Below are 16,281 nucleotides of genomic sequence, written 5' to 3'. Positions count from 1 at the left end.
ATCATGACCGTAAACCCGCGCCACAATATCCGCGACGTCCGTGCGCCGCGCGGCGATCAGCTGAACGCCAAGAGCTGGATGACCGAAGCACCGCTGCGCATGCTCATGAACAATCTCGACCCCGATGTCGCCGAAAATCCGCATGAGCTCGTCGTCTATGGCGGCATCGGCCGCGCCGCCCGCACCTGGGACGATTTCGACCGCATCGTCGCAACGCTGAAGACGCTGAACGAGGACGAGACGCTGCTCGTACAGTCCGGCAAGCCGGTCGGCGTTTTCCGCACGCACAAGGATGCGCCGCGCGTGCTGATCGCCAATTCCAATCTCGTGCCGCATTGGGCGACCTGGGATCATTTCAACGAGCTGGATAAGAAGGGCCTTGCCATGTACGGCCAGATGACGGCCGGCTCATGGATCTATATCGGTACGCAAGGCATCGTCCAGGGCACTTACGAGACCTTCGTCGAAGCCGGTCGTCAGCACTATGACGGCAATCTCACGGGCAAGTGGATCCTGACCGGCGGACTTGGCGGCATGGGCGGCGCACAGCCTCTGGCCGCCGTCATGGCCGGCGCCTGCTGCCTTGCCGTTGAATGCGATGAAACCCGCATCGATTTTCGCCTCCGTACCCGCTATGTCGACGAAAAGGCCCATACACTGGACGAAGCGCTTGCCATGATCGACAAATGGACCAAGACCGGCGAAGCAAAGTCGGTTGGTCTCGTCGGCAATGCCGCCGAAATCTTCCCGGAACTCGTTCGTCGCATGAAGGCAGGCGGCCCGCGCCCCGACATCGTCACCGACCAGACCTCGGCGCATGATCCGCGCAACGGCTACCTGCCGGTCGGCTGGACCGTTGCCGAAGCCAAGGCCAAGCGCGAGAGCGATCCGAAGGCCGTCGAAGTTGCTGCCCGCGCCTCGATGAAGGCGCATGTGGAGGCGATGGTCGCCTTCTGGGATGCCGGTGTTCCCACACTCGATTACGGCAACAATATCCGCCAGGTCGCCAAGGACGAGGGCCTGGAAAACGCGTTCGCCTTCCCCGGCTTCGTGCCCGCCTATATCCGGCCGCTCTTCTGCCGCGGCATCGGTCCGTTCCGTTGGGCAGCGCTCTCGGGCGATCCGGAAGATATCTACAAGACCGATGCCAAGGTGAAGGAGCTGCTGCCCGACAACAAGCACCTGCATAACTGGCTCGACATGGCGCGCGAGCGCATCGCCTTCCAGGGCCTGCCCGCACGCATCTGCTGGGTCGGCCTCGGTGATCGCCACCGGCTCGGCCTTGCCTTCAACGAGATGGTCAGGAACGGCGAACTGAAAGCGCCCGTCGTCATCGGCCGCGATCACCTCGATTCCGGCTCCGTCGCCTCGCCGAACCGCGAGACGGAAGCGATGAAGGACGGTTCGGACGCCGTCTCCGACTGGCCGCTCCTGAACGCTCTGCTCAACACTGCCTCAGGCGCCACCTGGGTTTCGCTGCATCATGGCGGCGGCGTCGGCATGGGCTTCTCGCAGCATTCCGGCATGGTCATCTGCGCCGACGGCACTGACGATGCGGCCCGCCGCCTGGAACGCGTACTTTGGAACGATCCGGCGACCGGTGTCATGCGCCATGCCGATGCCGGCTATGACATCGCCATCGATTGCGCCAAGGAAAAGGGCCTTCGCCTGCCCGGTATCCTTGGAAACTGAGCCATGAAGGTCTTGCGGGCTGCCGATCACAAGCGCATGCCGTGGAAGAACGGCGGCGGCGAAACGGTGGAAATCGCCATTTCGCCTGAAGGTGCCGGGCTTGCCGATTTCGACTGGCGGGTCAGCATGGCAAGCGTCGCCTCCGACGGGCCTTTTTCCGTCTTTCCCGGGATCGACCGCACGCTGTCGATCCTGGAAGGCAATGGCATGCGGCTCCTCATCGAGGGGCGCGATCCGGTGCTGTTGACGCAGGAAAGCGATCCACTCGCCTTTGCTGCCGACATTGCGGTCTCGGCAACGCTGCCTGATGGAGCGATCACCGACCTGAACGTCATGACCCGGCGCAGTGCCGTCAGGCACACTGTCGCGCGGCTCAAGATCGATGGCGGGAGAAGTGAGGAGTTTGCGCAGGCAACCTCCATGCTCTTCTGCGCCAACGGAAACCTAACGGTGCACGCAGGCACGGAGAGGATCGAGCTTAGCGCCGGTGATGCGCTGCTGTTCGAAGACAGCAAAGGGGACAGGCTGAGCCTCGACGGTCGGGCGCTTTTCTACGCCATTTCAATCGACAGGGCGGAAAAGCCATGAACGCTGCTGGAAACACAGCTTTTTCGGAGCAAGTTCCATATACAACTGGATCATTCCTCGAAGATCTTGCCGCTGCGCGTTTCCAGCCTGTAGCGGTGTCCGGGATAGACGAGACGGGCTGTGGAAACCACCTGGCGGGCCGACCAGGTGCGGCGGCGGATGGCAAGGCATGGTTCATTCTGCAGGATTGTCAGCAGCTTGCATTCCCAGGCGCGCGGCACCACCGCCTCGACGATATGCTCCGACGCGCTGAGGGGTGCCGCTGCCGTCAGATAGGCATTGGGCGTCAGCGTCGAAAAGTCCTGCGCCAGATAGTCCGGCACCGCCCCCGGATTGACGAAGCGATCCTCGATCTGAACAGGTACGCCATTCTCGCTATGGACGATGAGCGAGTGGAAAACAGGGGCACCAATCTCAAGCTCCAGCGCATCAGCAACCTCCGGGGAGGCCGTCTCCTCAGCCAGAACGATGACATCAGCCTCATGCACGTGGCCGCGCTCAGCGATCTCGTCGGCGATATTGCGCACCTCGAAGAGCGCCGAATACCCCTTGCGTTCCGCAACGAAGGAACCGACGCCCTGGATGCGGAGGAGTTCGCCCTCGTTCGCCAATTCGCGGAGCGCCCGGTTGGCGGTCATCTTGCTGACGCCGAGCTCCACCACCAGCTCGTTTTCGGAGGGCACGCGGTGGCGCGGCGGCCATTCGCCGCTGCGGATCCGGTCGAGAATGACCTGCTTGACGCCAGCATAAAGCGGGCCACCGTCATTCTCCGCCAGTTCGCGTTTCATCTCGCCGGAACGCTTCATTGCCTATTCCCTTTGCATGAGTGGAATCTGCCTTTTAAATCGACTTTCCACTTGCATATCATAAAATATTTCATATGGTACCCTATACAACCTGCCGATCCTAGAATGAAACGAAGGATCAGGACGGGCAAGCCGGCAAAGATCGGCATTCATACCGCAAGGTCTGTCCAATCTCAGAGGAGATCACATCAATGAAGCTGAGCACGATACTTCTTTCCTGCGCGATGACGGCAGCCGCCTTTGCGGCTCCTGCCGCCGCCAAGGACTGGACGAAGGCGACCATCACGCTCGAAGGCGCCTACGCTCCCTGGAACCTCACCAATGCCGACGGCTCGCTCGGCGGCTTCGAACCGGAGCTTGCCAAGATCCTGTGCGAACGCGCCAAGATCGAATGCACCCTGGTCGCATCCGACTGGGACGGCATGATCCCGGCGCTGAATGCCGGCAAGTTCGACGTCATCATGGATGCACTGTCGATCACAGATGAGCGCAAGCAGGTCATCGACTTCACCATTCCCTATGCCGCGACGCCGGCAGCCTTTGCCACCGCCAAGGACAGCCCGCTTGCCAATGCCGCCGGCACAGGTGCTACGATTAAGATGACGCCCGGCCAGACCGGCGTAAAGGAAATCGACGCACTCAAGGAAGTCTTCAAGGGCAAGACGATCGGCATCCAGGCGGCAACCGTCTACGCCAAGTTCGTCTATGACAATTTCGGCAGCATCGCCGAAATCCGCGAATACAAGACGGGCGCCGACCGCGATCTCGACCTTCAGAACGGCCGTATCGACCTCGGCTTCGACGATGCCGTCTACTTCGCCAACGCCTTTGCATCCGCTAACGATACGCTCGCCTTTACCGGCCCGGAAATCGTCGGCTCGATCTGGGGTGAAGGTGAAGGCCTCGGCATCCGCAAGGCCGACACGGACCTGCGGGACAAGCTCAGCGAAGCCATCAAGTCGACACTTGCCGACGGCACGGTCAAAAACCTCTCCATGAAGTGGTTCAAGGTCGACGTCAGCCCGCAGAACTAAGCTTTCGACAGAATGCCGCGTCCCGTGGTCTCCGCTTTGTGATCGGAGACCACGTGCTATTCTGACCGCCCGTCATAACGACGACGAAAGCGCTGGGAAGGCCCATGGCGACAATCGAACTCATTGGTTTCGGCTCAACAGGATGGGGAGCATTTCTGCTTCTCGGCACGCTGTTGACACTCAGCGTCACCGCCACCGCGCTGGCGATCGGTGCGGTGCTCGGCGCGATCATCGCGGCGGCTAAACTCTCCGGTAATTTCGCGCTCGCCACGATCGGCCATATCTACACCACAGTCTTTCGCGGCGTGCCGGAGCTGTTGATCATCTATCTGATCTATTTCGGTGGCTCCTCAGCCATTACCGCGATCGGCCAGTCGATGGGCTATGAGGGCTTTCTCGGCCTGCCGTCCTTCGCTGCCGGTGCGCTTGCGGTCGGCATCATCTCCGGCGCTTATCAGGCCGAGGTCTATCGAGGCGCCTATAACTCAATTTCCAAGGGCGAACTCGAGGCCGCCTCGGCGATCGGCATGCATCGCGGCCTCAGGTTTCGCCGTATCATCATTCCCCAAGTCCTGCGCCTTGCCATCCCTGGCCTCGGCAATGTCTGGCAGCTCAGCTTGAAGGATTCGGCGCTGATTTCGGTGACGGGCCTTGCCGAACTGATGCGATCGAGCCAGGTCGCCGCCGGTTCTACCCGACAATATTTCTTCTTCTATATCGTCGGCGGCGCGCTCTACCTGATCCTCACCAGCCTGTCGGACCGTGTCTTCAACGGCGCCGAGCGCAAGGCCAATCGCAGCATGCCCGCCTCGGCTATGGGCCAGGCATAGGGAGAGTCAGATGGATATCGCTTTCCTCTCCAGCGCCATGATCACACTCCTGAAAGCGGTGCCGACGACGCTGATCCTGTTCTTTCTGTCGATCTTCTTTGGCGGATTGCTGGCGCTCGTCATCGTCGCCATGCGCGTCAGCGGCAATCCGATCCTCTCCGGCTTCGCCAAGGGCTACATCTTCGTCTTCCGCGGCTCGCCGCTCCTGATCCAGATGTTCCTGGTCTTTTACGGGCTCGGCCAGTTCGGCGTCATCCGCTATTCTTTCCTCTGGCCCTTCCTGCGCGAGCCGATGGTCTGCGCGGTTCTCTCGCTCGCACTCTGCACTGCCGGCTACTCGGCCGAGATCTTCCGCGGCGGCATTCGCGCCGTCTCGCCGAAGGAAATCGAGGCAGCGCGCGCCATCGGCATGTCCGGCTTCCTGATGGTGCGCCGGATCCTGGCGCCGATCGCCTTCCGGCATGCGCTGCCGGCCTATTCGACCGAGATCGTGCTGATGATGAAATCGACGGCACTTGCGAGCCTGGTTACGGTCTGGGAAGTGACGGGGGTGGCGCAGCGGTTGATCTCTCAGACCTACCGGACGATGGAGGTCTTCCTCTGTGCCGCCATCATCTACCTCGTTTTGAACTTCATCATCCTGCAGGGCATGTCCCTCCTGGAATATTGGCTGTCCCGACATCGCCGCGCCATTCCGCCGGCGCTGAAGGCTTGAACCCGACTGAACGTGATTGGAGCTTCCATGCCCGGCGTAACCCGACTTTCGGTCCGCAATATCAGAAAGAGCTTCGGCACCCATGAGGTGTTGCGCGGCATATCGCTCGATGCCGAAGATGGCGACGTCATCTCGCTGCTCGGCGCCTCCGGCTCGGGCAAGTCCACCTTCCTGCGCTGCATCAATCTGCTTGAAGTGGCGAGCGACGGTGAAATCTGGGTCGACGGTGAACATATCCAGATGGTCCACAAGAACGGCCGGACGAAACCGGCGAGCCAGAAGCAGGTCGATCACATCCGCTCCGAACTCGGCATGGTCTTCCAGTCCTTCAATCTGTGGTCGCATATGACCATCCTGCAGAATGTCATCGAAGGACCGGTCCATGTGCTGAAGCGGCCACGGGCTGAATGCATCGCCGAAGCCGAAGCGCTGCTCGAGAAGGTCGGCATTGCCGACAAGCGCCATGCCTACCCGGCGCATCTTTCGGGCGGCCAGCAGCAGCGGGCGGCCATTGCCCGTTCGCTCGCCATGAAGCCGAAGGTCATGTTGTTCGACGAGCCGACGTCGGCGCTCGATCCGGAACTGGTCGGCGAAGTGCTGCGCGTCATGCGCGCGCTCGCCGAAGAGGGCATGACCATGCTCGTCGTCACCCACGAAATGAGCTTTGCCCGCAATGTGTCGAACCGCGTCGTCTTCATGCGCGAAGGGCTGGTCGAAAGCAGCGGCACGCCGAACGAAATGTTCGGCGGCGGCGCATCGCCGGCCTTCCGCCAGTTCATCGGCCATTTCGGAAGCGGCCAATGACCATCACCATCGAGACGGTGCTTGGCTGGCGCGATATCGCGCGCATGGCCGAGGGCGGGACATTGGCGCTGTCGCAGCCGGCCTGGGATCGCATCATCAATGCAAGCCGGATCGTCGAGCGCATCGTCGAGACCGGCGTGCGGGCTTATGGCATCAATACCGGCGTTGGCGCGCTGTCCGACACCGTGGTCGATCGCGCCTCGCAGAGCAGGCTGTCGCGCAACATCATCCTCAGCCATGCCTGCGGCATCGGCGCGCTGCTGGCGCCGCGCGAAGTACGCGCCATCATCGCAGCGCAGATCGCCAATTTTGCCCACGGGCATTCCGGTGTGCGCGCCGAGATCGTTCAACATCTCATCGCTTTTCTCGAAAAGAATTGCATTCCCGACGTTCCCTCGAAAGGGTCGGCCGGTTACCTCACCCACAACGCCCACAATGCGCTGGTTCTTATCGGCGAAGGCAGCGCCAGTGTTGCGGGCACGCGCATGAGCGGCCGGGAAGCGCTTACCGCCATCGGCCTCGAACCGCTGGTGCTTGGTGCGAAGGAGGGCTTAAGCCTCGTCAACGGCACGGCCTGCGCGACCGGGCTTGCAAGTGTTGCCCTGGCGCGCGCCGAGCGGCTTCTCGACTGGGCCGATGCGATCGCGGCACTCACGCTTGAAGCGGCCGGTTGCCAGATCGCGGCTTTCGACGCCGCCGTACTGGCGCTCCGCCATTCGAAGGGCATCGGCCATGTCGGCGCGTCGTTGCGTGCCCGGCTTGCCGGTAGCGAGCTCATCGTTGCAGCCCATGGCAGGCGCACGCAGGATGCGCTCAGCCTGCGTGCGGTGCCACATGCCCATGGTGGCGCGCGTGATGTCTTCGATGCCTCGGCATTCGTCGTTAATCAAGAGCTTGCCTCCGTCACCGACAATCCCGCCGTGTCAGGCACGCCGGAACAGCCAATCGTCTCGTCGGAAGCACATGCCGTCGCACCGGCGCTTGCGCTGGCAGCCGACAGTCTGGCAACGGCGCTTGCACAGGTCTCTGCCATGAGCGAGCGGCGCATGGACCGCCTTGTCAATCCGCTCGTGAGCGGCCTGCCGCCATTCCTGGCGAGCGATGCCGGCAGCAATTCGGGCTTCATGATCGCGCAATATACGGCAGCCGCCCTCGCCAACGAGAACCGGCGGCTTTCAGCACCGGCCTCCACTGATGGCGGCATAACATCCGGCCTGCAGGAAGATTTCCTGGCGCATCCGACCCCGGCCGCCAACAAGCTTCTGGCGCTGATCGAAAATGCCGAATATATCCTTGCGATCGAACTGATGGCAGCTGCACAGGCCCACGAATTCCTTGTTGGTACCGGCTCGAGAGCGCCGGGCACCGATGCTGTCTACAAAGCCGTTCGCGCGATAGTTCCCCCCTACGCCGATGATCGGCCGCTTTCGCACGACATCGAGACTCTGCGCAGACTGGTCAGCAAGGCTGCAGCGCCGGCAATATCCTGAGGAGACGTTCATGACCGCTCACTTCGACGTCGCCGTGATCGGCCTCGGTGCCATGGGAAGTGCTGCGCTCGCCTTTCTCGCGGCCCGCGGCGTCAAGGCGATCGGTTTCGATGCCTATTTTCCCGCCCATGCGTTGAGTTCTTCACATGGCGACAGCCGCCTGATCCGGCTCGGCTATTTCGAGGACCCGTCCTATGTTCCACTGCTCAAGCGCGCCTACCTGAACTGGCGGTCGCTGGAAGACCGCCTGCAGACGGACATTCTGACGATCACAGGCGTCCTGCAGATCGGCGCACCCGACAGCAAGATCGTTGCCGGCACGCGCGCCTCTTCCGAACTGCACGGACTTGCCTATGAGGCGCTGGACAAGGCGGAGATGGCGCGCCGCTTTCCGGCCTTCCAGCTCGACGACCACGAGATGGCGTTGCTCGACCCGCAGGGCGGCTATCTTCGCCCCGAGGCGGCAGTCATGGGCTACCTGAGGCTTGCCGTTGAGGACGGTGCCGTCCTGCATTTCGGCGAGAAGGTAACGACAATCGAGCCCGATGATGCCGGTGTGACGATCATCTCTGAAACCGGGCGGTATCGTGCAGGGAAAATCATTGTGGCAACCGGATCGTGGATTGCCGAACTGATACCCCAACTGAAGCAGGCCGCCGTGCCAATCCGCCAGGTCGTTGCCTGGTACCAGCCGCAGGATGATTTCGCGGCGCAACCGCAGCGCATGCCCTGTTTCCTGCGGGACGAAGGCGCAGAAGGCACCTATTTCGGTTTTCCCGCCATCGGCGTCGATGGGGTGAAGGTCGGCAAACACGCACATTTCCGCGAGCCGATCGATCCCAACAAGCCAAACCCGCCGGTCAACGATGCCGATCGGGATTTGCTTGACAGCTTCATCAGGAAGCGCGTTCCGGGCGCAACAGGTCTTCGCATGAAGGCAGCGACCTGCCGCTATACGATGCTGCCGAGCGAGGATTTCCTGCTCGACCACGTGCCTGGCGAAAGGAACATTGTCGTCGCCTCTCCCTGCTCCGGCCATGGCTTCAAGTTCACCAGCGTCGTCGGTGAAATCCTGGCGGACCTTGCCGTTCATGGGCAGACCGATCTGCCCATCGACGCCTTCTCCTTCGCCAAGGTCTAGAACGGCGGGCGGCGGCTCGCGAACGGCAGCCCGGAGAGCATCTGCGGCTCGGCGAGCCGCCTGCGAGCGAAACTCGTGAACGATCTTAAGATCATCGCTCGCGTCGATCTCGCCGAAACGCAGAACGCCAAATTCACTGATCTGTCTCTTGTTCGAACGGACAGTACCGCTAAGGAGATCGGAAGGGCCGGAGGAAGAGCAACGTACTGCCTGACATTGCGAGCCTAGGATCAAACATCTAACGAGTGCTTCGTGGCCATCCATCCATTTGACGAATGCCTTGCGCCATCGCGACGAACCCTCTTGCCGATGCCAGATCTCGAACATTACGCATCAACGGTCCGAATTCTTCGGTAAACGGCATTTTACATATGAGTAAAACATTAAATTATTTTTGTTAAAAACTCTTTGCCAGTCGACCTAAGGGTCGACGTTCTCAAGGGGTCCTTCAATGCGTCGTCCAAGCATAAAGTCGAGCCTGCTCCTGATTTTCAGCAGTGTTGCGCTTCTTTTCGGGATCGTAGCGTATCTCGCGATCGATGGCCTGAGCAAGACAAACGGCTCCACGGAAGAGATCGCGACGAACTGGTTGCCGAGCGTACAGGCATCGCGGACGATCAATCTCAACATGGCGAATTTGCGCCTCGCTTACCGCGATCACATCATCGCGCAGTCAGACGCGGAAAAGAAAACACGCGAAGAGGCCATTGCAGCCGCCGAGGATACGGTTCGCAAATCGATAGATGCCTATGTTGCGTTGGCATCGTCGGACCGCGAGCGCCAGTTGATCAGCGGTATAAAGGAGAACGTTGAGGGTTATATCGCCAGCAAACCGCAGCTTCTCGCCCTTTCCCGCGAGAACAAGACCGAAGAAGCCGGACTATACCTCGGCGGAGAGATGCGTACTTATTCAGACAAGCTGAAAGAACTGACGACGGGCCTGGTGGAATTGAATGTCATTGGCAGCCAAGAGGCTGCCAAGGTGAGTAGGACGACCTACGCGTCAGTCGAATTCTACCTCTTTGTCGCGATTGGTCTTGCAGCGTTGCTGGTTGTCGGCGCAGTTGCCTTCGTGCTGACCGGCATTGCCAATCCCATTACCCAGATTACAGCCTCCATGAGGCGACTGGCCGAGGGCGACACCGGTTCTAAAATTCCGTTTGCCGGCCGCGCCGACGAAATCGGTTCCATGGCTGGGGCGGTGGAGGTCTTCCGCCAAGCCGCCATAGCAAACAAGCGAATGGAGATGGAAGCAGTGGAGAGCCGGAAGCAGTCGGAGGCCGATCGGATCGCCGCCCAACAGCAAGCGGAATCCGATGCTGCCGAGCGTCTACGCGTTGCCACATTAGGTCTCGCAGCCGGCTTGAGGCGGCTGGCGGCAGGCGATCTTGCCTTCCAGCTCGATGACCCGTTCGCTCCTGACTTCGAGGCTTTGCGCCACGACTTCAATCAGTCCGTCACTCAGCTTGGTGGCGCGCTGATGTCGATTTCCAGCAGCATCACCACGATCGACGATGGGACCCGGGAAATTTCCTCGGGAGCGGGCGATCTTTCAAAGCGTACTGAACAGCAGGCGGCCTCGCTTGAAGAGACGGCTGCAGCACTGGAAGAGATCACTGCAAACGTGTCGAATTCCAGCAAGCGGACTGAAGAGACCCGGGCAGTAGCCACGGAGGCAAACCGAAGCGCCGCGATGTCTGCGGAGGTCGTTTCCCATGCCGAAGAGGCGATGGGACGCATCGAGACTTCGTCGCAACAGATTTCCAATATCATCGGCGTAATCGATGAAATTGCATTCCAGACCAACCTTCTTGCCCTGAACGCCGGCGTGGAAGCCGCCAGAGCAGGAGAGGCAGGCAAGGGCTTCGCAGTCGTCGCCCAGGAGGTGCGAGAACTTGCTCAGCGTTCAGCGAGCGCGGCCAAGGAGATCAAGGGCCTCATCCAAAACTCCTCCAAGGAGGTGGAGAGCGGAGTGAAGCTCGTGCGTGATACCGGCCAGGCTCTCAAGACCATCGGCAGCTTCATCGCGCAGATCAATCAGCACATGGATGCGATCGCAACCTCTGCCAAAGAGCAATCAGTCGGCCTTAGCGAAGTCAACGTGGCAGTCAATCAAATGGACCAGACGACACAACAGAATGCGGCTATGGTGGAACAATCGACTGCCGCCTCCGCCTCGCTCGCTCAGGAAGCCCAGAAGCTTCGCGAGCTTGTCAGGCAGTTCAAGCTCGACGATGCCGTTTCCAAGCAGTCTGCAGCCCCTCGCCCGACGGCGAGAGCAATGTCTCAATCTACCGCCGGTAGAACCGTTCAGCTCGCTTCGGTGCGCCGCTGACACTTTAGGGTCGGATACCAACCAACTGAAATCACCGGCGGTCTTGATAGGAACTGGACCTCAGACCACATTGTTTGCACTGGCGCAGGTATCGCGTTTCGCCCAAGATCGTGTCGCGCTGGGTCGAACGCTTCAAACAGGATGGGCGCGCCAGGATGGCCGCGCCAGGATGGCCGCGCCAGGATGGCCGATCGCTCTTCGCGGCCCAAAACAAGCCCGCGACGGAACAGATCAGGTTTTGAGCGAGCGCATTGTCTCTCTTCGTCGCCAGTGCCTGACCGGCAAGCACATCGCCATGGAAACAGACCTGTCTCCCGCCGCCGTCAGCCGCGTGCTCAGGCGAGCCGGTCTGTCCCGGACGAAAGACATTGCTTCAGCCGAGCCCGTCATCCGCTACGAGCTTGCAAAGCAGACGGCTTGATCCATCTCGACATCAAACGCCTCGGCCGCCTCGATCGGGTCTGTCACCGCATCACCGGTGACAGGACGGGCCAGAGCAACTCACGCGGTATCGGCTGCGAATCCGTCCATGTCTGCATCGACGACGCCTCCCGTGTTGCTTTCGCCGACATCTTCACGAACGAAAAGGCAGTCAGCGCCGTCGCGTTCCTCAAGGCGGCCGGGCATCGGATAATCCATTCAATCATCCGGACTTTTCAGCAGGCGCCTTGCTCAACACTTTGACTTCTTGACATCGTTGTTAGGCGAACCTCTCAAGATGGCGCTCGTCATAAGGCGGACGAGATGATCCGCCCGTGGCGCGAACGACGGTTGGTCGACCGCCCAGCCGAGGGCCGTCATCAAGGCGAAAAGGTCGTCCCCGTTCATATCGGCTCGCGCCGCACCTTCCCCCTGGGCACGGAGCAGCAGTCGCGCGCTCGCGGAGTGCACCGCTGCGCATGAAGCATAAAGAGCGGAGGCCGGGTTCGCGTGAGCCGCCGCCATCATGGCGACAACGCCCCTGTAGCTTTGGGCGAAAACCACCCAATCGCGCACCCAGGACACAAGTGCTTCGCCGGAAGAATTCGAGATTTCGAGTTCGGCAGCCTTCTGCGTCAGTGCATCCAGATTCGTACACAGCAGCGCTTCGAACAATCCCTCTCGCGTCGGGAAATGACGAAGCAGCGTGGCTAACCCGACGTCAGCCCGGCGGGCGATATCTCGCATTGACACGTCCGCCCCATGCTCGGTGACGGCCTCCCGCGCCACCGTGAGGATCTGGCTGTAATTTTTTTTCGCGTCGGCTCGCATGGACTGCCTTGATAAACGGATCACTGAACCATATATTCGGATCACCGCTCCAATTAAATGGATCAGCGGTCCACCAGATAGGCTGCATCCGAGCAAATGACAATAGTGCCCTCAATCACCAGACCCCCAGGAATTTGAACATGACCACAATCAGCATTATCGGAACAGGCGGAATGGCCGCAGCGATCGGCAGCCTTGCCGCCAGGGCCGGTCATGCTGTGGAGCTAATGGGCCGCGACGCCGGGAAGGCGCGGGCGCGGGCTGAGCAGGTCGGACCTGGCACGACAACAGGGACGTTCGGCGCAGCCCCTGCTGGGGACATCGTCGTTCTGGCGGTTCCCTACTCGGTCGTTGTCGATGTGGTGAAGCTGTACGGCGATGGACTGGCAGGCAAGCTCCTTGTCGACATCACAAACCCCATCAAGGCCGACTTCTCGGGCTTCTTGACCCCTGACGACAGTTTCGGCACGCTTGAGATCGCCAAGGCCGCTCCGGACAGGGCCGATATCGTCAAGGCGTTCAACACCCAGAACTCCAGCGTCCTGGCTACCGGTCCAGTCGGGGGTCACCCATTGGACGTGTTCATCGCGGGGGATGACGCGCAGGCGAAAGCACGGATCTCGGCGTTCATCCAGAGCCTCGGGTTGCGCCCGATGGATACCGGGCCGCTCACCATGGCGCGGTCGCTGGAGCACGCCTGTATGCTGTGGCTTGGCCTCATGACCCACTCCGTCAAGCATGCCTACTTCTCGATCGGCGTCAGCCTCCAAGGCTGACCGCACTGGTACCACCACCTCTCGCACCACCTCACCTACAAGGAAAAGCAGCATGCACGTTCTCGTCACTGGCGGGACCGGCCATTCCGGTCCGTACATCATCTCCGACCTCGTAACAGCCGGTCACGAGGTCACCGCCCTGGCCAGGTCGGACAAGGCCGCGTCGGCGGTGTCGGCGCTCGGCGCGAAGGTGCTTCGCGGCAACCTTGATGATCTCGACGGACTCAAGAAAGCCGCCGCAGCATCCGACGGCGTCATCCACGTCGCGCACAGGCAGGACCTGCTTCCCTCTGGCGGGATCGACGCCGTGGCCGCTGCAGAAGTTCAGATCATGCTCGCCTACGGCGAGGCACTGGCCGGAACCGGAAAGCCGCTGGTCGTGTCGGGGAGCATTGGCTCGCCCGGTTGGGAAAATCTGGGCCGGCCGGCCACCGAGGAGGATCCGGCGCTACCAGGCGGCGAAGCGTACAAGGGTACTCTGCGGGTTCGTAACATCGTGGAAACCACGGTCGTCGGCCTCGCGGAGCGGGGCGTGCGCTCATCGATCGTGCGGATTCCTACGATCATGCACAGCACTACCGACAATGCCGGCTTCCTCCCGCTGCTGATCGCTCTCGCGAAGGAGAAGGGCGTCGTCGGCTACGCCGGTGGCGGCGCGAACCTGTGGTCGGCCGTGCACGCCCGCGACGTCGCCTCCCTGTTCCGCCTGGCGTTGGAGAAGGGGCCTGCTGGCCGGAACTGGCATGCGATCGGCGACGAGGGCATCTCGTTCCGCGAGATAGCGGAGGCCCTCGGGACCCGTCTTGGCCTGCCCGCCGTCAGCATTCCAGCGGACGTCCTGATGCTGCCGGGATACTTCGGGTTCCTCGCGAATCTGGTCACGCTGGATGTCCCGGCGTCCAATCTCGTCACCCGCCAGACGCTCGGCTGGAAATGCGTTCAGCCCGGCCTGATCGAGGATTTGGACAACGGCCACTACTTCCCTGCCGTCTGAAGTCGAGCTGCACATGAAGTTCTCAAACCGGGAATGCCTAGCTTGAGAACACCAACGATACCCCAACTCATCAGGAGAACGCACATGAGCACTATCAGCATCATTGGCTCTGGAAAGATGGCAGCGGCCATCGGCGGCCGTATCGCCACGGCTGGACACATCGTCGAGGTGGTAAGCCGCGACCCCGCCAAGGCGCGGGCGCGGGCCGACCAAATCGCAGCCGGAGCGATTACAGGCATGTACGGCGCCGCGCCGGCCGGCGACATCGTCATCCTCGCCGTGCCATATGCCCATGCGGCGGCGGTGGTAGCTGAGTACGGGGATGCCCTCGACGGCAAGGTGATCATTGACATCACCAACCCGATTGCGCCAGACCTCTCGGGCCTCGTCACGCCTGACGGCAGTTCTGGTGCGCAGGAGATCGCCAAGGGCGTTATGTCTGGCGCGCACGTCGTGAAGGCATTCAACACCATCTTCGGCCACGTGCTTGCTCGAGGAGGACGCCTCGACGCGTTCTTCGCCGCGGACGACACGGACGCAAAAGCGCGCGTCTCGACTTTCCTCGAAAGCCTCGAGCTTCGTCCGCTCGATGTCGGCGGCCTGCACATGGCCCAGACGCTCGAGGCGCTCGGCCTGATGATGATCGGTCTGGCCAAAAACGGTGCCGGTACCTGGGACTTTGCCATGAACGTCGATATCGGCTTAATCACCGACACGTCCTCACCGGCCGGTTCACACCGTCGATGACATTTCCAGCGGTACATTGCTTGATTGAGCTCGCGTCAGGTATAGCGGATGCGAGGGTCGAGCCAGGCCAGCAACAGGTCCGAAAGAAGCGTTCCAATGACCGTGAGTGCGCTGAGCATCATGATAAAGCTGCCGGCGAGATACATGTCCTGGGAGATCAGGGCCTGAAGCAATAGCGGTCCGGTCATCGGCAGGTTGAGCACAACCGCAGTGATCGTCGCACCTGACACCAGCGTCGGCAACACCCAGCCGACGGTGGAGACGAAGGGGTTGAGCGCTATGCGCACCGGATATTTCAAAAGCAATCTGCGTTCCGAAAGGCCGTAGGCGCGGGCGGTGACGACATAAGGCTTGTTGAGCTCGTCGAGCAGGTTGGCGCGTAGAAGCCTGATCAGCGCCGCGGTGCCGTGAAGCCCCAGCACGATGGTCGGAATAATCAGGTGCATCAGGAGGTCGCCGACCTTGGCAAGGCTCCAGGGCGCTGTTTCGTATTCTGGCGAGAACAAGCCGCCGATGCCAGTGCCGAAATAGCGAAAGGCAACATACATCAGCACGAGCGCGAAGAGGAAATTCGGTATTGCGAGACCGATGACGCCGAAGAAAGTGGCGACATAGTCGCCCACCGTCTTGCGGCGCACTGCTGTATAGATACCGATCGGCAGCGATACTGCCCAGATGAACAGCAGGCTGCACAGCGCCAGCACAAAAGTCAGGCTGAGGCGGTTCCAGAGCAGATCGGAGACCGGGCGGCGCCATTCAAGCGAATAGCCGAAATCGCCGCGCAGCAGGATGCCGGACATCCATTTCCAGTATTGCACATACATCGGGTCATCGAGACCGTAGCGCTCACGCATCACGGCCATGGCGCCGGCATCGACGGTGGTGCCCTGCAGGTTCAGCTGCGCGACCATCGAGGTGACGAAATCACCCGGCGGGAGCTGGATGATGACGAAGGTCATCACCGAGATCGCAAACAGGGTCACCAGCATATACAAAAAGCGGCGTGCGATGAAAGCTGCCATGGAACTCTCCGAAATTGATTCTGGCCCAGGGCCAAGACCCCCGCTCGGGAGAGCGG

At 61.2% G+C, this 16,281-nt stretch carries 15 protein-coding genes and 1 pseudogene; 13 read left to right on the top strand and 3 right to left on the bottom strand.

Going from position 1 to position 16,281, the window contains the following annotated elements; all coding sequences use genetic code 11:
- Positions 1-3: 3 nt before the first annotated feature.
- Both hutU and AC1DNW_RS17380 read left to right on the top strand, forming a co-directional pair.
- Positions 4-1,692 carry a urocanate hydratase gene (gene hutU / locus AC1DNW_RS17385; RefSeq protein WP_477853804.1) on the top strand — a complete coding sequence of 563 codons (1,689 nt, stop codon included), beginning with the start codon at positions 4-6 and terminating at the stop codon, positions 1,690-1,692.
- A gap of 3 nt (positions 1,693-1,695) precedes the next feature.
- On the top strand, positions 1,696-2,280 hold the full coding sequence (locus AC1DNW_RS17380) for a HutD/Ves family protein (protein WP_477853802.1): 585 nt from the start codon (positions 1,696-1,698) through the stop codon (positions 2,278-2,280).
- Positions 2,281-2,330: 50 nt separating this feature from the next.
- Here the strand turns inward: AC1DNW_RS17380 and hutC are convergent, their stop codons facing one another.
- Positions 2,331-3,086, bottom strand: coding sequence for a histidine utilization repressor (gene hutC, locus AC1DNW_RS17375; protein ID WP_113298982.1), 756 nt, complete (start codon positions 3,084-3,086; stop codon positions 2,331-2,333).
- Between the two features lie 191 nt (positions 3,087-3,277).
- On the opposite strand from hutC, the gene AC1DNW_RS17370 reads away from it, so the two are divergent.
- The 8 genes and pseudogenes from AC1DNW_RS17370 to AC1DNW_RS17335 form a co-directional block, all read left to right on the top strand.
- On the top strand, positions 3,278-4,120 hold the full coding sequence (locus AC1DNW_RS17370; RefSeq protein WP_113509002.1) for a transporter substrate-binding domain-containing protein: 843 nt from the start codon (positions 3,278-3,280) through the stop codon (positions 4,118-4,120).
- A gap of 104 nt (positions 4,121-4,224) precedes the next feature.
- Positions 4,225-4,950: an ABC transporter permease gene (locus tag AC1DNW_RS17365; RefSeq protein WP_477853800.1), complete on the top strand. Its 726-nt coding sequence runs from the start codon at positions 4,225-4,227 to the stop codon at positions 4,948-4,950.
- 10 nt (positions 4,951-4,960) lie between these two features.
- The gene (locus AC1DNW_RS17360) at positions 4,961-5,665 is read left to right on the top strand and encodes an ABC transporter permease subunit (RefSeq protein ID WP_113509000.1); all 705 of its coding nucleotides are present in this window, start codon (positions 4,961-4,963) and stop codon (positions 5,663-5,665) included.
- A 27-nt stretch (positions 5,666-5,692) separates the two neighbouring features.
- Complete coding sequence (locus AC1DNW_RS17355) at positions 5,693-6,469, top strand: ABC transporter ATP-binding protein (RefSeq protein ID WP_477853798.1); 777 nt, start codon at positions 5,693-5,695, stop codon at positions 6,467-6,469.
- The gene (locus AC1DNW_RS17350) at positions 6,466-7,959 is read left to right on the top strand and encodes an HAL/PAL/TAL family ammonia-lyase (protein WP_477853796.1); all 1,494 of its coding nucleotides are present in this window, start codon (positions 6,466-6,468) and stop codon (positions 7,957-7,959) included. Before AC1DNW_RS17355 ends, AC1DNW_RS17350 begins: the two co-directional genes overlap by 4 nt.
- Positions 7,960-7,969: 10 nt before the next feature.
- On the top strand, positions 7,970-9,100 hold the full coding sequence (gene solA, locus AC1DNW_RS17345) for an N-methyl-L-tryptophan oxidase (protein WP_477853794.1): 1,131 nt from the start codon (positions 7,970-7,972) through the stop codon (positions 9,098-9,100).
- A 451-nt stretch (positions 9,101-9,551) separates the two neighbouring features.
- Complete coding sequence (locus AC1DNW_RS17340) at positions 9,552-11,435, top strand: methyl-accepting chemotaxis protein (protein WP_477853793.1); 1,884 nt, start codon at positions 9,552-9,554, stop codon at positions 11,433-11,435.
- Positions 11,436-11,518: 83 nt separating this feature from the next.
- Positions 11,519-12,056, top strand: a pseudogene (locus AC1DNW_RS17335) (transposase family protein); the annotation flags it as partial.
- 51 nt (positions 12,057-12,107) lie between these two features.
- On the opposite strand, the gene AC1DNW_RS17330 reads toward AC1DNW_RS17335, so the two are convergent.
- A complete protein-coding gene (locus tag AC1DNW_RS17330) occupies positions 12,108-12,686 on the bottom strand; it encodes a TetR/AcrR family transcriptional regulator (protein WP_477853791.1) in 579 nt (192 codons plus the stop codon).
- Between the two features lie 140 nt (positions 12,687-12,826).
- Here AC1DNW_RS17330 and AC1DNW_RS17325 point away from each other — a divergent pair, with 140 nt between their 5' ends.
- The 3 genes from AC1DNW_RS17325 to AC1DNW_RS17315 all read left to right on the top strand — a co-directional run bounded on the left by AC1DNW_RS17325 (position 12,827) and on the right by AC1DNW_RS17315 (position 15,203).
- The gene (locus AC1DNW_RS17325; protein WP_477853790.1) at positions 12,827-13,462 is read left to right on the top strand and encodes an NADPH-dependent F420 reductase; all 636 of its coding nucleotides are present in this window, start codon (positions 12,827-12,829) and stop codon (positions 13,460-13,462) included.
- A gap of 52 nt (positions 13,463-13,514) precedes the next feature.
- The gene (locus AC1DNW_RS17320; protein WP_477853788.1) at positions 13,515-14,456 is read left to right on the top strand and encodes an SDR family oxidoreductase; all 942 of its coding nucleotides are present in this window, start codon (positions 13,515-13,517) and stop codon (positions 14,454-14,456) included.
- 84 nt (positions 14,457-14,540) lie between these two features.
- Positions 14,541-15,203 carry an NADPH-dependent F420 reductase gene (locus AC1DNW_RS17315; protein WP_477853786.1) on the top strand — a complete coding sequence of 221 codons (663 nt, stop codon included), beginning with the start codon at positions 14,541-14,543 and terminating at the stop codon, positions 15,201-15,203.
- 35 nt (positions 15,204-15,238) lie between these two features.
- Here AC1DNW_RS17315 and AC1DNW_RS17310 read toward each other — a convergent pair whose 3' ends face one another.
- Positions 15,239-16,225, bottom strand: coding sequence for an ABC transporter permease (locus AC1DNW_RS17310; RefSeq protein WP_477853785.1), 987 nt, complete (start codon positions 16,223-16,225; stop codon positions 15,239-15,241).
- Between the last annotated feature and the right edge of the window lie 56 nt (positions 16,226-16,281).

The sequence above is a fragment of the Rhizobium sp. 05L429 genome, from assembly GCF_056397645.1.
This window is presented reverse-complemented; position numbering and strand designations above follow the sequence as displayed.

Excerpts from the sequence above, each read along its gene's own strand:
- hutU (WP_477853804.1), top strand. The coding sequence starts at position 4 with ATGACCGTAAACCCGCGCCACAATATCCGCGACGTCCGTGCGCCGCGC.
- AC1DNW_RS17380 (WP_477853802.1), top strand. The coding sequence starts at position 1,696 with ATGAAGGTCTTGCGGGCTGCCGATCACAAGCGCATGCCGTGGAAGAAC.
- hutC (WP_113298982.1), bottom strand. The coding sequence starts at position 3,086 with ATGAAGCGTTCCGGCGAGATGAAACGCGAACTGGCGGAGAATGACGGT.
- AC1DNW_RS17370 (WP_113509002.1), top strand. The coding sequence starts at position 3,278 with ATGAAGCTGAGCACGATACTTCTTTCCTGCGCGATGACGGCAGCCGCC.
- AC1DNW_RS17365 (WP_477853800.1), top strand. The coding sequence starts at position 4,225 with ATGGCGACAATCGAACTCATTGGTTTCGGCTCAACAGGATGGGGAGCA.
- AC1DNW_RS17360 (WP_113509000.1), top strand. The coding sequence starts at position 4,961 with ATGGATATCGCTTTCCTCTCCAGCGCCATGATCACACTCCTGAAAGCG.
- AC1DNW_RS17355 (WP_477853798.1), top strand. The coding sequence starts at position 5,693 with ATGCCCGGCGTAACCCGACTTTCGGTCCGCAATATCAGAAAGAGCTTC.
- AC1DNW_RS17350 (WP_477853796.1), top strand. The coding sequence starts at position 6,466 with ATGACCATCACCATCGAGACGGTGCTTGGCTGGCGCGATATCGCGCGC.
- solA (WP_477853794.1), top strand. The coding sequence starts at position 7,970 with ATGACCGCTCACTTCGACGTCGCCGTGATCGGCCTCGGTGCCATGGGA.
- AC1DNW_RS17340 (WP_477853793.1), top strand. The coding sequence starts at position 9,552 with ATGCGTCGTCCAAGCATAAAGTCGAGCCTGCTCCTGATTTTCAGCAGT.
- AC1DNW_RS17330 (WP_477853791.1), bottom strand. The coding sequence starts at position 12,686 with ATGCGAGCCGACGCGAAAAAAAATTACAGCCAGATCCTCACGGTGGCG.
- AC1DNW_RS17325 (WP_477853790.1), top strand. The coding sequence starts at position 12,827 with ATGACCACAATCAGCATTATCGGAACAGGCGGAATGGCCGCAGCGATC.
- AC1DNW_RS17320 (WP_477853788.1), top strand. The coding sequence starts at position 13,515 with ATGCACGTTCTCGTCACTGGCGGGACCGGCCATTCCGGTCCGTACATC.
- AC1DNW_RS17315 (WP_477853786.1), top strand. The coding sequence starts at position 14,541 with ATGAGCACTATCAGCATCATTGGCTCTGGAAAGATGGCAGCGGCCATC.
- AC1DNW_RS17310 (WP_477853785.1), bottom strand. The coding sequence starts at position 16,225 with ATGGCAGCTTTCATCGCACGCCGCTTTTTGTATATGCTGGTGACCCTG.